The sequence below is a fragment of the Hymenobacter edaphi genome (assembly GCF_003258365.1).
Taxonomy (GTDB): domain Bacteria; phylum Bacteroidota; class Bacteroidia; order Cytophagales; family Hymenobacteraceae; genus Solirubrum; species Solirubrum edaphi.
Window position 1 is genome coordinate 1,640,104 of sequence record NZ_QHKM01000001.1, and the last position, 11,603, is coordinate 1,651,706.

16 protein-coding genes are annotated in these 11,603 nt (G+C 66.1%); 10 read left to right on the top strand and 6 right to left on the bottom strand.

Annotated elements, in window-relative coordinates; translation table 11 throughout:
* Positions 1-534: 534 nt before the first annotated feature.
* On the top strand, positions 535-930 hold the full coding sequence (locus DLM85_RS06825) for an NUDIX hydrolase (protein WP_111477292.1): 396 nt from the start codon (positions 535-537) through the stop codon (positions 928-930).
* A 69-nt stretch (positions 931-999) separates the two neighbouring features.
* Positions 1,000-1,902 carry a histone deacetylase family protein gene (locus DLM85_RS06830; protein ID WP_111477293.1) on the top strand — a complete coding sequence of 301 codons (903 nt, stop codon included), beginning with the start codon at positions 1,000-1,002 and terminating at the stop codon, positions 1,900-1,902.
* A 274-nt stretch (positions 1,903-2,176) separates the two neighbouring features.
* On the opposite strand, the gene DLM85_RS06835 is transcribed toward DLM85_RS06830, so the two are convergent.
* Positions 2,177-2,737 carry a cupin domain-containing protein gene (locus tag DLM85_RS06835; RefSeq protein ID WP_165822034.1) on the bottom strand — a complete coding sequence of 187 codons (561 nt, stop codon included), beginning with the start codon at positions 2,735-2,737 and terminating at the stop codon, positions 2,177-2,179.
* 84 nt (positions 2,738-2,821) lie between these two features.
* Positions 2,822-3,652: an AraC family transcriptional regulator gene (locus DLM85_RS06840; protein ID WP_111477295.1), complete on the bottom strand. Its 831-nt coding sequence runs from the start codon at positions 3,650-3,652 to the stop codon at positions 2,822-2,824.
* 170 nt (positions 3,653-3,822) lie between these two features.
* Here DLM85_RS06840 and DLM85_RS06845 point away from each other — a divergent pair, with 170 nt between their 5' ends.
* Positions 3,823-4,836 (top strand): hypothetical protein, encoded by a 1,014-nt coding sequence (locus tag DLM85_RS06845; protein ID WP_111477296.1) that lies wholly within the window; start codon positions 3,823-3,825, stop codon positions 4,834-4,836.
* Positions 4,837-5,205: 369 nt separating this feature from the next.
* On the opposite strand, the gene DLM85_RS06850 is transcribed toward DLM85_RS06845, so the two are convergent.
* Entirely contained in the window at positions 5,206-6,138 is a 933-nt protein-coding gene (locus DLM85_RS06850; protein WP_111477297.1) for an alpha/beta fold hydrolase, read from the bottom strand.
* 95 nt (positions 6,139-6,233) lie between these two features.
* The gene (locus DLM85_RS06855; protein ID WP_111477298.1) at positions 6,234-6,833 is read right to left on the bottom strand and encodes a TetR/AcrR family transcriptional regulator; all 600 of its coding nucleotides are present in this window, start codon (positions 6,831-6,833) and stop codon (positions 6,234-6,236) included.
* 98 nt (positions 6,834-6,931) lie between these two features.
* Between DLM85_RS06855 and DLM85_RS06860 the strand changes: the two genes are divergently transcribed.
* The gene (locus DLM85_RS06860) at positions 6,932-7,351 is read left to right on the top strand and encodes a DUF3592 domain-containing protein (RefSeq protein ID WP_111477299.1); all 420 of its coding nucleotides are present in this window, start codon (positions 6,932-6,934) and stop codon (positions 7,349-7,351) included.
* A gap of 106 nt (positions 7,352-7,457) precedes the next feature.
* Here DLM85_RS06860 and DLM85_RS06865 read toward each other — a convergent pair whose 3' ends face one another.
* The gene (locus tag DLM85_RS06865; protein WP_111477300.1) at positions 7,458-7,925 is read right to left on the bottom strand and encodes a MaoC family dehydratase; all 468 of its coding nucleotides are present in this window, start codon (positions 7,923-7,925) and stop codon (positions 7,458-7,460) included.
* Between the two features lie 65 nt (positions 7,926-7,990).
* The gene (locus DLM85_RS25730; protein ID WP_111477301.1) at positions 7,991-8,788 is read right to left on the bottom strand and encodes a LexA family transcriptional regulator; all 798 of its coding nucleotides are present in this window, start codon (positions 8,786-8,788) and stop codon (positions 7,991-7,993) included.
* Between the two features lie 155 nt (positions 8,789-8,943).
* Here DLM85_RS25730 and DLM85_RS06875 point away from each other — a divergent pair, with 155 nt between their 5' ends.
* The 6 genes from DLM85_RS06875 (at position 8,944) to DLM85_RS25390 (ending at position 11,576) form a co-directional block, all read left to right on the top strand.
* Positions 8,944-9,342: a YbjN domain-containing protein gene (locus DLM85_RS06875; RefSeq protein ID WP_111477302.1), complete on the top strand. Its 399-nt coding sequence runs from the start codon at positions 8,944-8,946 to the stop codon at positions 9,340-9,342.
* 156 nt (positions 9,343-9,498) lie between these two features.
* Entirely contained in the window at positions 9,499-10,224 is a 726-nt protein-coding gene (locus DLM85_RS06880) for a PspA/IM30 family protein (protein WP_111477303.1), read from the top strand.
* A 52-nt stretch (positions 10,225-10,276) separates the two neighbouring features.
* Positions 10,277-10,444 (top strand): hypothetical protein, encoded by a 168-nt coding sequence (locus tag DLM85_RS25385; protein WP_165822035.1) that lies wholly within the window; start codon positions 10,277-10,279, stop codon positions 10,442-10,444.
* Between the two features lie 26 nt (positions 10,445-10,470).
* Positions 10,471-10,695 (top strand): hypothetical protein, encoded by a 225-nt coding sequence (locus DLM85_RS06885; RefSeq protein WP_111477304.1) that lies wholly within the window; start codon positions 10,471-10,473, stop codon positions 10,693-10,695.
* Between the two features lie 53 nt (positions 10,696-10,748).
* Positions 10,749-11,384, top strand: coding sequence for an OB-fold-containig protein (locus tag DLM85_RS06890; RefSeq protein ID WP_111477305.1), 636 nt, complete (start codon positions 10,749-10,751; stop codon positions 11,382-11,384).
* 45 nt (positions 11,385-11,429) lie between these two features.
* Positions 11,430-11,576, top strand: a complete 147-nt coding sequence (locus DLM85_RS25390) for a hypothetical protein (RefSeq protein ID WP_165822036.1) — start codon at positions 11,430-11,432, stop codon at positions 11,574-11,576.
* The last annotated feature ends 27 nt before the right edge of the window (positions 11,577-11,603 follow it).

Here is an 11,603-nt window from a genome sequence, read left to right on the forward strand (position 1 = left end):
AAGCGGGCAACGAGGCGGGGCTGGGGTTGAGGGGCCGACATCATGGCGGTAACGAGTTAGAAGAGCTATGAGTAAAAACAAAACGCCCGAATCTGGTGGGATTCGGGCGTTTTGCAGGATGAGCTTCTATCGAAAGAGCTTCACTCCGTTGCGTGCGCGCCGAACCCCGGCTGGACCTTATCCTCCGAGCTGGTTGGCATACCTAGGTATTGATTAAAGTGGCGGCGCATGACGAGTGAAGTCGTTTTGTCGTTTGTTGTTTTGGGCTTTGAACGGGTCAAAGGTAGAAAGGTTATTTCGCACAATGCAATAGTTGATGAAATTTTTTTGAAAAAAAGTTTCATCAATTTTACCAAACCTTATTCCGAGCTAAATAGCCGCGGTTGCACTTCTTTATTCAGAATAATTCGGGCCGTAATTTCTTTAATTAATTATTCCCGCCACGGCTATGATACACCCTGAAATCCTCACCACACCTACCCGGCTGCGCTGCCGAGGCCCGCAAATCCGCCGCAGCCGGTGAATCTTTGGCGCATGATCGACAAAGTAGCATGGCTGCACTGGCAGGGCGGCCGCATTCTGAGCACCCGCAGCCGGGGCAAGGACCGGTTTTACTTTCCCGGCGGCAAGCGCGAGGCCGGCGAAACCGACGCGCAAACCCTGCTGCGCGAAATCGAGGAAGAGCTGACCGTGCACCTGCGGTCCGACAGCCTGCGCTACCTCGGCACCTTCGAGGCGCAGGCGCACGGCCATGCGCCCGGTGTGCTCGTGCGTATGATTTGCTACGCGGCCGCGTACACGGGCACGCTGCGGCCCGCCAACGAAATCGAGGAAATCACCTGGCTCAGCTACCAGGACCGCCCCCGCGTGTCGGCCGTCGACCAGCTGATTTTCGACTGGCTGCGCGGGCAGGGCCTGCTGGCTGATTGAGCCGCCCGTAGCCCTGGGGCGCGACCCATTCGCGGTGCTGGCCGTAGACTTGCAGCGTATCCCGCCCGTATGCCCTGCCTCGCCTCCTCCGACCGGTACTCCATTCAGTTGCCCGACGGCCACCGTTTCCCCATTGCCAAGTACGAGCTGATTCGGGAGCAGCTGCTGTGGCAGGGCATTGCCCGGCCCACGGACATCTACGACCCGGGGTTCTGCACCGAGGAGGACATTCTGCGCGTGCACACGGCCGAGTACTGGGGCAAGGTGAAGGAGCTGCGCCTCTCCCCCGCCGAGGTGCGCCGCCTGGGCCTGCCGCAGAGCCCGGAGCTGGTGCGGCGCAGCCTCTCGTCGGCAGCAGGCACGGTGCAGTCGGCCCTAAAAGCCCTGCGCGACGGTATCGGCCTGAGCCTGGCCGGGGGCACCCACCACGCCTTTGCCGACCGCGGCGAGGGGTTCTGCGTGCTCAACGACCTGGCCATCAGCGCGGCCCGGCTGCTGCACCACGGCCAAGCGCGGCAGGTGCTCATCGTGGATCTGGACGTGCACCAGGGCGACGGTACGGCCAGCATTTTCCGCGACGAGCCGCGGGTATTTACCTTCTCGATGCACGCCGGGGCGAACTATCCGCTGCGCAAGGAGCAGTCGGACCTGGACCTGGCCCTGCCGCTGGGCATGGGCGACGCGGAGTACCTGGCGCAGCTGCGCGCTACCCTGCCCGGCCTCATCGAGCGGGTGCGGCCCGATTTCATCTTCTACCAGGCCGGCGTCGACGTGCTGGCTACCGACAAGCTGGGCAAGCTGGCCCTGACGCCCACCGGCTGCCGGCAGCGCGACGAATTCGTGCTCGGCCTCTGCCACGCGCAGCAGCTACCGGTGGCCGTGAGCATGGGCGGCGGCTACTCCGAGCGGCTGGCCGACATCGTGGATGCGCACTGCAACACGTTTCGGGTGGCCTACGGGCTGTGGGGATAGAGCCTGTGAATGGAACCACCCCTGCATCATCTTTTACCCTTGCGCCTACAGCCGCAGCGCGGCGCCATATTGGTAGCCCCGGGGCAAAAAGAACGATTGAGCTGCAGCGCAGCGGTATGGCATTGCTGACGTTGAACGGCTATTGACGCCCATACAGCTCCGAGGCCATGTCGCTGCGCTGCAGCTCGGCCGTGCTTTAGGGGCGCTGGTTCTACCAATATGACGCCGCGCTGCGGCTGTAAAATACAACGCTGTTGGGCCACTGGTTTAGTTATCAGGGCTGAACGGGCAGCGGCGGGCCGAGCTGCTCGATGCCGTGGGCCAGGGCTACGGCGGCCCGCTCGGCGGGGGTGCCCTTGGGCTGGCCGGTGGCAATGCGGCGGAAATAGTCTTCCAGCTGCCCGGCGGGCTGCACCCAGTACAGCAGCTTGCCGGCGGGGGTGAGCTGCGTCCAGGTGTGGGGCACGAGGCGCGGCAGGAAGATGGTGGCGCCCGGCCCCAGCTCGTGCCGCTCCTCCCCCACCACGAACAGGTAGCGGCCCTCCACCACGTAGAACGTCTCGTCCTGCTGCAAATGGCGGTGCAGGCTGGGCCCGCCCTTGCCCCGGCCGGTGTACTCAAACACGGCCAGCGCCCCGGCGGTGTCCTGCCCGGATATCTTCACGTCATTGGGGTTGCCGTTGATCAGGATCTGCTCGGCGGCCCGGCTCTGGGCGGGCGGCACTACGAAGGCGGGCGGAGCAGCTTCCGGCGGCGCGGCGAGGCCAGCGGCGCGCAGGTCGAGGGCGGCGGGGGCGGCCAGCAGGCCGGTTACTACGAAGTGGCGACGGTTCATGACGGGCAGCGGTTTGTTCGGGACAAACATGCACGGCCCGCGGCCCGGCCCGTTGGTAAAATCCGGACATTCTGCCCGGTGGCCTCAGCCTTCGAACAGGCCGAACTGCCGCTCCGGCGCCTGGTTGTCGAGCTGGAAAAAGGCGCTGGGCGAGTGGCCGGTGAAGGCGCGGTAGTCCTTGGCCAGGTGCTGGTGGTCGTGGTAGCCGCAGGCCACGGCCACGCTCAGCCAGTCGAGGTCGGGGTGGCTGTTCTTGAAGCGGAAGGCGCGGTCGAAGCGGCTGATGCGGGCGTACAGGTGCGGGCTGACGCCCAGGCGCTGCTCGAACTGCCGGTTGAGCTGGCGCGGACTCAGGCAGGCGTAGTCGGCCAACGCGGCCAGGGAGAGGCCGGCCGGGGCCAGGAGCAGCCGCTGGGCCGCCGCTTCCACCGGGTGCGCCGCGCCCCGGCTGCGCGCCACCCGGGTCAACAAAAAGGCTTCGACGTGAGGCAGCATTTCCGGCCAGCTGGCCAGGCCGCTCAGCCGCTCGTTCAGGGCCCGCAGCTCGGCGCCCCACACGGCCTCGGCGTCGACGTAGGTATTGGTGAGCAGGGGCTGCGGAATGCCCGTCAGCCGGTACAGCGCCCCGGGCTGCAGCACCACCTGCAGGGCCAGAAACCGCCGCCCCACGTAGCGGTGACTGACCACCGCGTGCTGCCCGATGAGCACGGCCCGGGGCTTGGCCTGCCGGGCGGGGCCATCGGGGTAGGCCACGTCCTCCGCGTCGCGGGGGTAGAAGGCCAGGCAGTGCTCGGGCCTCGGCGGGTAGGCCTTGAAGGGCAGCGGTCCGGCGCCGTCGAAGGCAAACTCGATAACCTGAATCAGGCGCACCCAGGTCCGCAGGGGCGCGCTGGGCAGCATATCCAGTAGTACCATAGGCCCACGGTTAAGGCCCGCGTCACCGTCGCGCCGGGCCGGTCCTAAACATACACGCCCGAACCGACAAACCCGCCGAGGCTGGTCCGTCGCCCGGACAATCGGCCCGCTGGTTTGGCCGCGCCCGGCGCCCTGCCGACCTTTGCCCGCTCATCTGCCGACGCCCGCTCATGCCCCTGCCCAAGTTTGAAGACTTCGATTCCAGCCAGACGCCCGCCGTGCAGCGCGGCCTGAGCCGCCCCGGCCAGCCCGAGCCCGGCACGCCCGCGCAGCAGGCTTTCCGCGAGGCCATCGAGAAGGTGGAAAGCCTGCGCCTGCAGGTGCAGGAGCTGGAAAAAGAGCAGCGCGAGGCCAAAAACAAGTACTGGCGCCAGGTAGGCCCGCTGGCCGACGCGGTGGTGAGCCAGCGCCGGCAGCTGTTTGAGCCCCTGGAAATGGCCCTGACCACCGGCTTTTTCAGCCGCCTGGAGGAGCAGCGCATCGAGGAGCTGCTGTGGCGCAACGCCCGCACGCTGCAGCACCGCTTCGGCGAGGAAGTGGACGATTTGCTGCTGCGCTACGCCCCCCAGCGGCCGGTGCCCCGGTTCGAAGACGAAGACGAGGCCCCGCGCAAACCCGCCGCCCCGGCCGAGCACCAGCACCACGCCCACCAGCGCGACAAGCGCAAAAGCAAGTCCGAGCGGGAGCAGGAAGCCGCCGCCCGCGCCCTGCAGGCCGATCAGCAGCGCCTGCAGGCCGGCACCAAGGCCGTGTACCGGCAGCTGGCCCGCGCCAACCACCCCGACCTGGAGCGCGACCCGGCCCTGGCCCGGCAGAAAACCGAGCGGATGCAGCGCATCACCCGCGCCTACGAAGCCGACGACCTCTACGCCCTGCTGCAGCTGCTGGCCGAGCACAGCGCCGTCGACACCGACCAGGAATCCGATGAGCTGCTGCTGCGCTACGTGCGCGCCCTGCAGCAGCAGCAAAACGAGCTGAAGCTGCGCCTGCAGCAGCTCAAGTACGGCGACAAAAACGCCTTTATGGGCACCGGCAAAAAGCAGGAAGCCGAGCTGCGCCAGATCAAGCGGGAACTGCGCGCCGAAGCCGAGTACCTGGACCTGGTGCAGAAAGCCGTACAGGAGCCCGAAAATCTGCGCCAGCTGCTGCGCGAGCTGGACGCCGCCGGCCAGGAGGAAATCTAGCCGCGGCAGCCCTGGCAGTTATTGCAAGCGAAGCGCGGCAACCGCAGGAAGGCGTAGCCAATCGGTCCTGGCCGGAGCACAGACGGTAACGCTGGCACGACGCGTAATCGGTTCTGGTCGGAGGCCCAACGGCCTAACTGGCAGCAACCGAAAACCCGTTGCGGTAGGGATGCCCTGCCGTTCGAACAGCAAACAGTCCCGACTGAGACTGACACTGCCGTTTCAGCCGGGACTGTTTTCGGTCAGTATGTATTGTAGCGGCGGCGCATTGGCCAAAACCGATTGGCTACGCCTTCCTGCGGTTGACGCCGCTTGATGCGCGGAATGGCTGCGCCTCGCAATGACTGCTACCCGCGCCGCTTCCTTGCGCTACTCCTGCAGGAACTGCGCCACCGCCTGAATCACGCCTTTGTCGCGCATAATCTTGTTGTGGCCCAGGCCGGTGGTCGACTGAAACTCGAGGCCGGGCCAGCTGCGGGCAATGTCCTGGGCTTCGGCGAAGGGCACGGATTCATCCTGGCAGTCGTGCAGGAGCAGCACGCGGGCGGCCGGCACCTTCGAGGCCGCTTGCGTGAGGCTGAAGCTTTCGGCGTCGCGGCCGGTTTGCTCCCGGATAAACCGGCCCATGCGCTGCACCACGGCGGCGGGCAGCTGCAGCAGATCGGCGAAGCGCTGGGCCACGGCGGGCGTGCTGCCGGGCGCGCTCATCAGCACCAGCCGCGGCAAGGTGCCATCAGCGGCGCGGTTGAACTGCACCGGCAGCCCGGCCGTGGTAGCCGCCCCGAAGGAGTGCCCTACCACGGCCCACACTTCGCCCAGGTAATCGGCCACGGCCTGGGTGGCGCGGCCAAACTCGGGCAGGGTAGTCAGGCGGCCGGGCGAGTCGCCGTGGGCGGGGCCGTCGAAGGCCACGACGCGGTAGCCGGCGCGCACCAGGCCGTCGGCAAACACGCCCCAGAAGGCGGCGCGGTGCTCCCAGCCGTGCACCAGCAGCACCGTGCGCCGGCCCTGCGGGTTCCACTCGTAGGCGGCCAGCTCCCCGCCCTCGAAGGGCACGCGGAAGGCGCGGGCGGTGGCCAGGGCGGCGTCTTCCCACTTCTTGCGCGGCAGCCGCTGCGGGGTGCAAAACAGCCGCCAGGCCGCCCGAAATGCCCATTCCGTCGATACCGCGGCCAGCAGCCGAAACTTCAGCCGCACCAAGCCGATACCGGGCGGCTCGGCGTAGCGGAACGGCGTGGGCGGGGCGGGCAGCGGCTCCTGCCGGGCCGGCCACTGGTAAGCGGGCGAGAAGGTATTCACCATAGCGGTAGCGGTGAAGGTGACTGGTAAAACAGGCGCACCACCGACGCGGCGGCGGCAATGCTGCCGGCCGCCGGAACGGGTGGCGGAACGCGGAATCAGGCTTCGCGGGTCGGCAGCAGCTCGGTGCGCAGCTGCCGGAGGATGTAGTGAAACTGCTCTTCGCCGTGCACCCGCGCCACCTGCAGCGAGCCGGCCAGCGTGGTCAGCACCTGGGCCGCTTTGCTGAAGGGGTGGCCGCTGAACTGCAAGGAGCCGTCGGCGCGGCCGGCGGCCAGCACCCCGGCCAGCCAGTGCGTCAGCTCCCCGCTGAAGGTGCGCAGCTCCTGCTGCATCACGGCGGGCAGGGTCAGAAAATCGGCCGCCAGGGCCCCGAACAAGCACACCTGCGGGCCATGGGCCGCGCGGTGCCGGTACACGTCGAGCAGGGCGTCCAGCTGCTGCGGGGGCGTCAGCTCGGTCACGCGGGGCAGGTCGCGCCACTTGCGCAGGCGCCGCTGCTGCCGCTGGATGATGGCCGCGCCCAGCTCCTCCTTGCTCGGGTAATGGTAATGGATGGCCGCCGGCTTCACGCCCAGCTCCTTGGCAATGTGCTGGTAGCTGAAGGCATTGAAGCCCCGGGCCAGCAGCAGCTCCTCGGCCAGATGGAGGATGCGGGTGCGGGTATCGAAGGCAGTGGCGGGGGCGGCGGTAGACATGACGGCTCAAACATACTTACTTATTAGTAAGTAAGCAAAGTCGTCGGTTGATTTCCCGGCGTCTTGTGCCTAGCTTAGGCAGCCAACTTCTTGAGTGTATGCACCTCGCCTTTCCCGCCGAAGCCGTCATTTTTTTGCTGCTGGGCCTGTTTTTCACCGGCGCTGCCCTGTTTGGCCGGCGGCAGCAGCGGGCCCGGCAGCAGCGCGGCCGGCGGGCCGAGGCCACCATCGTGGCCCTGACGCCCGCGCGCCAGCTGTTCACCCCGCGGGTCCGGTTCACCACGGCCGCGGGGCAGGTGGTGGAAACCGACCCCGAATCCGCAGCCGTTGCGGGGCAGTACGCCGTCGGCCAGACGGTGCAGGTGGTCTACGAGCCGGAAAACCCCGAAAACGTCGACCTGGCCACGGCCCAAGCCGGCGGCTACGGGTTCGGGTTGGTCGTGGGGCTGCTTTTTGCGGGGGTCGGGGTGCTGCAGATGCTGGGCGTGCTGCCGGTGTTCGAGCAATACGCGCATTAGCAGCCGACGCCACCCGCTGAAACAGCGTTGAGCCGACCCACCGGCGGTTTTTCCGCGGCGGGGTCGGCTCAACGCTGCTGCCAGTTTGCGGTCCGGAGCCGGGCCCTTACTCGGCGAAGTGGTACAAAAACGTCACCACACCGCTGTAGGCGGGCTTTTTCTGGTCCTTGATTTCCAGCGTCACCTCGATCTGGGCCTTGGCAATGCCGCGCAGGTTTTTCACCGCCAGCAGCTTGGTACGCAGCCGCACTTCGCTGTCCACCATCACGGCCTGGTTGAAGCGCAGGCTCTCGATTTCGTAGTTGACCTGCATCTTCAGGTTCTCAATGCGCACAATCTGCCCCCAGAGGTAGGGCAGCAGCGAGAGGGTCAGGTAGCCGTGGGCAATGGTGCCGCCAAACGGCGACTCCGTACGGGCCCGCTCCGCATCCGTGTGAATCCACTGGTGGTCGAGTGTGGCTTCGGCGAAGCGGTTGATCTGCTGCTGGGTGATGGGAAAATACTCCGAAACGCCGAGTTCCTGGCCCTGGAATTGTTCGAGTTCGGCCAGGCTGCGGATGGTAAGAAGACTCATGGGGAAGGTGAGGAGGCGGCCGACGGAGCGCCGGCCGGAAGTAGGGAGAACGAAGCGCCAAGATATCAGTCCTGCTCCTTATCGAGCCGGCTGAGCAGTTCTTCCACCTGCCGCTCCAGGCGGCTCACCCGCTCCTCCAGGGCCGAGGGCGGGCGCAGGTGCGTGGTAAACACGGCTTTCACCTCCCAGATTTCCAGCGCCTGCCCCAGGTCAAATTCCTGCGCGCCGTAGTCGGGGTTGTCGGCGCGCAGCTTGAGCTGCTGCTCGCCCAGGCGCTCCACCAGCCGGCGCACCAGCAGGCGGCTCTGCGTCACGAAGGCGTAGATGCGGCCCGCGCGCAGCGTGGGCGCGGCCCGGTCGATGCGGCGGCAGAGCACCACGTCTTGGTGGCGCAGGCCCTGCTGCTGGTGCTGCATCTCGGCCCCCTGGATTTCAAACGCGCGCGTGGCGGGCCCGAGCGCGTGCGGCAACGTGAGGGCCGGCAGCGCGTCCACGAAGTGCTTGTCGTGGTAATGCACGATGTACTCCAGCAGGCGGTCGGCGCGCACGAAGGGCGTGAGGGCCGCCTGCTGGTCGGCCCGCGCCACTGGGCTGGCATCGGCGGGCGGCGCGGCCTGCAGATCCTGCTGAAAGATATCGAAGCCGTAGAGGTCGTTTACCGTCAGCTCTTTCGTCAGTAGCAGGTCGACGGAAAGGCCAAAATGCTGAGCAATCTGGATCAGGGTCTCCATTTTGGGCTCGGAGCGCCCCTCCTCGTAGGCCCCGACGCTGGGCCGGGCCAGTCCGAACAATTCCGCAAAAGCTGCTTGGCTCAGCTTTTTAACCGTGCGTATCTTGCGGATGTTGTTGCCGATATAGGACATTCTGCTGAAAAAATTTTACGCTCAAAGTTTGAGCAATGCCAGAACTTTCAGTATTCTTGCACCGTAAAGCTACCACAAATACCCCGAAGGCTCTGCCAGCAACGCCAGCAATTTGAGCCGTGCTAACGAATCTTCCCACCCGCCCCGCGCTGCCTATGGCTCACCCCTACTTCGCTATCATTCACCAGCACCTGCTCACGCTGGGCTTCGACATCCGCCACGCCGACGAACCGGACGGCATCCTCGTCGTCGACCACCCCGAGCAGGGCATCCGCAACCTGGTGCTGGGCTGCGGCGAGCCGCTCCTGATTCTGGAGCAGTACCTGCTGGAGCTGCCGGCTCCTTCCTGCGAGGTGTACCAGCGCCTGCTGACCAAAAACCGCGACATCATCCACGGCGCCTTCGCCCTCGACGAGTCGGGCCGCAAGGTCATCTTCCGCGACACGCTGCAGCTCGACACCCTGCAGCTCTCGGAGCTGGAAGCCGTGCTGAACTCGCTCAGCCTGCTGCTCAGCGAGTTTTCCGACGAGCTGATCGGCTTCAGCCGACGGTAGAACGACCTACAAAGGCCGTCATGTCGAGCGAAGTCGAGACATCTCGCTCGATAGTAATTCCCTTGTTGAACAAGTTGCCTGCAGACGCCAGCACGCGAGATTCCTCGGCTTCGCTCGGAATGACGGTCTGGTAAACTCACAAAGCCCTACCCCGCTATGAACATCTTCGCCCGCCTTTTCAAAATCGGCCAGGCCGAAACGCACTCGGCCATCGACCAGCTCGAAGACCCGATCAAGATGACCGAGCAGGCCCTGCGCGACCTGCGTCTGGACCTCGACAAAAGCCTGCACGCCCTGGCCGAAGTGAAGGCCATGGCCATTCGCAGCCGCAACGAGGCGGAGGGCTTCCGCTCCAAAGCCCTCGACTACGAAAACAAGGCCGTGCTGCTGCTGCAGCGCGCCCACCGCGGCGACCTGCCCCCCGCCGAAGCCGACCGCCTCGCCAGCGAAGCCCTGGTGAAGAAAACCGAGAACGAAGCTCACGCCACCCGCGCGGGCCAGGATCAGCAGCGGTTTGAGCAGTCGGCGCAGCAGCTCGACCAGAACGTGCAGCAGCTCAAGCAGACCATCGGCCAGTGGGAAAACGAGCTGAAGACGCTCAAGGCCCGCGCCGCCGTCAACTCGGCCACCAAGACCATCAACAAGCAGCTGGCCCAGCTCGACTCCTCGGGCACGGTGGCGCTGCTGGAGCGCATGAAGGAAAAAGTGGCCGTGGAGGAAGCCCTGGCCGAGTCGTACGGGCAGATTGCGCAGGAAAGCAAGTCCGTCGACCAGGAAATCGACAAGGCCCTGCAGACCAGCGCCGGCGGGCAGGCCGCGGCCGATTTGCAGGCGCTGAAGCAGAAGCTGGGGCTGACGTCGCCGGAGCAGCCGCAGCAGTAGCGTTCTGCCGCCCGGGCCGGCTTGCCGTTGCTTTCACCCAAATCCACCTGAGGTGCCTCGTTTCGAATTCCTTCTGCTGGTGCTTTCCGGCTTGCTGCTCGGCGCCGGCACGTGGCTGCTGGCGGGCCAGCCCGGGGCCACCACTCCCATCCTGCTCGGATTGCTCACCCTTTCGGCCGGCGTCGCGCGCTACCGCCACCGCCGGCCGCAGCGAGGCTGAGCTTCACTTTCTCGGTTGTTACTCCCATGACCCGCCACGAACGAACCCTACTGCTCATTGGCACGGTGCTGATTACCAGCATGGCGGTGCTCCGCATCAGCCACTACATCAGCGCCAGCGTGGCCCTGACGCTGCTGGTCTTCGGCGGCCTGTTTGCGGCGGCCGCCGTGGCCGGGCACCACAAGCGCCTGAAAGCCCAACACACCGCCCTGCGGACGCGCCAGGGCGAGGCCCCCGCGGCTCGACCTTAACCCCCACGCGGCCCGGCCCGTGGCGCTTTGCTTACTTTTAAGCTGCCCTTGTTATGCCTATGACCGAACTGCTGCAAGCCGCGCTTTCGCGCCCGAATCTGCCGGCCACCGGGCTGCTGATTTTCGTGCTGCTGTACTGGCTGACGGTTATCGTGGGCCTGCTCGACTTCAAAACCCTGGACCTCGACCTCAACCACGACCTGGACACCGAGGCGCACCTGGGCGTGGCCTGGCTGAATCACGCGCTGGCCTTTTTCAACCTCGGCCGCATTCCGCTGATGGTGTTTTTGAGCTTCGTGGCCCTGCCGCTGTGGGTGGGCAGCATCCTGACGAACTACTACACCGGCAACACCTCCGGCCTGCTGGGCCTGGCCTTTCTCGGACCGCTGTTTATCGGCAGCCTGCTGGTGGCCAAGGTGCTGACCACGCCCTTCGTGCGGCTGTTTGCCTCGCTGGAAAAAGACCACGCCGACCACACCAACCCGGTGGGTAAAATCTGCACGGTGCTGCTGCCCACCACGCGGGAGCGGCTGGGCCAGGCCGCCGTGCGCACCGGCGAAGTGGCCCTGACCCTGAACGTACGCGCCGCCTCCGCCGCCACCGAGCTGCGCAAGGGCGACACGGCCCTGGTCATCGACTACGATGTGGCCGGGCGCTGCTACCTTATCGAGCCTTACGAGGTGGCCTGACCGCACAACTGCCCCGCTGCTTTCCAACTCCAACACCTGCCTGCTATGACTACGCCGCTGCATTTCTTCATTCTCTGGGCCGCCGCCACCGGCGCGGCCGGCCCCTTCCTGTCGTGGACCAATTCGGCCGCGGCCGGGCTTGAAACCATTGGCCGCCTGCTGGGCGCCCTGCTCGATCTGGTCCTGGCTTAACCGCCCTTCACCTTTCCCCTCTCCTAC